Here is a 1,159-nt window from a genome sequence, read left to right on the forward strand (position 1 = left end):
AACTGCTTAATAAGTCACGCACTTCCATTTCAACTAATTCTAACAACTCAGGGTCATCAACCATGTCTGCTTTGTTCATGAACACAACAATGTAGGGTACACCTACTTGGCGTGATAACAATATGTGTTCTCTAGTTTGTGGCATAGGACCATCAGCTGCTGATACTACAAGTATCGCTCCGTCCATTTGCGCCGCTCCAGTAATCATGTTCTTAACATAGTCAGCATGTCCTGGGCAATCTACGTGCGCATAGTGTCTATTCGCTGATTCATATTCTACGTGTGCTGTAGAAATCGTAATACCACGCTCGCGCTCTTCTGGTGCCGCATCAATTTGATCATATGCTTTCGCTGTTCCACCAAATTTCTTCGCCATAATCGTGGTAATAGCCGCTGTTAATGTCGTCTTACCGTGGTCTACGTGACCAATCGTGCCAACATTTACGTGTGGCTTCTTACGTTCAAATTTTTCCTTCGCCATTGGAAAGTCTCCCCATTTGCTAAATTGACATTATGGTGCCCACAACTGGACTCGAACCAACGACCTCTTCCTTACCAAGGAAGTGCTCTACCGCCTGAGCTATGTGGGCTTATATTAGCTTGCAGATTCATACGAACAAGCAAATATTTCTATTTCTAATATTTTGGAGCGGGTGATGGGAATCGAACCCACGCTATCAGCTTGGAAGGCTGAAGTTCTACCATTGAACTACACCCGCTTGTCCTTCTTCTTTTTAACTGGTGGAGGGGGAAGGATTCGAACCTTCGAAGGCAGAGCCGTCAGATTTACAGTCTGATCCCTTTGACCGCTCGGGAACCCCTCCAAAAAGAACGCTATTGTCTTTTAAGATGAATAGAATGTCAACATTTTGTTAACGGCCAACCTATTTAAGATGGTGCTGGCACCAGGAATCGAACCCGGGACCTACTGATTACAAGTCAGTTGCTCTACCAACTGAGCTACGCCAGCATATTCGCTTTTTCCTGTTCTTTGCAGGACTCAGTGATGTTTTTCTTATAAACTATCACTTAAATAAAACCCTGGCGATGACCTACTTTCACATGAGGAAACCTCACACTATCATTGGCGCGGGCTCGTTTCACTTCTGAGTTCGAGATGGAATCAGGTGGTTCCAAGCCGCTATGGTCGCCAGGAAAA

General features: G+C 45.0%; 1 protein-coding gene, 4 tRNA genes and 1 rRNA gene. All 6 read right to left on the reverse strand.

All coding sequences use genetic code 11. The annotated features are described in order from the left end of the window. A partial coding sequence (locus ACWTEW_RS30185) for a GTP-binding protein (protein ID WP_454783630.1) occupies positions 1-481 on the reverse strand: 481 nt, incomplete at its 3' end. A gap of 33 nt (positions 482-514) precedes the next feature. Further along, positions 515-590, reverse strand: a tRNA-Thr gene (locus ACWTEW_RS30190). 55 nt (positions 591-645) lie between these two features. Beyond that, positions 646-719: transfer RNA gene (locus ACWTEW_RS30195), tRNA-Gly, on the reverse strand. Between the two features lie 20 nt (positions 720-739). Further along, positions 740-824, reverse strand: a tRNA-Tyr gene (locus ACWTEW_RS30200). 70 nt (positions 825-894) lie between these two features. Then, positions 895-970 (reverse strand) — tRNA-Thr (locus tag ACWTEW_RS30205). 69 nt (positions 971-1,039) lie between these two features. After that, positions 1,040-1,155, reverse strand: a 5S ribosomal RNA gene (rrf, locus tag ACWTEW_RS30210). Positions 1,156-1,159 lie beyond the last annotated feature (4 nt).

The sequence above is a fragment of the Legionella stuttgartensis genome, assembly GCF_977063405.2.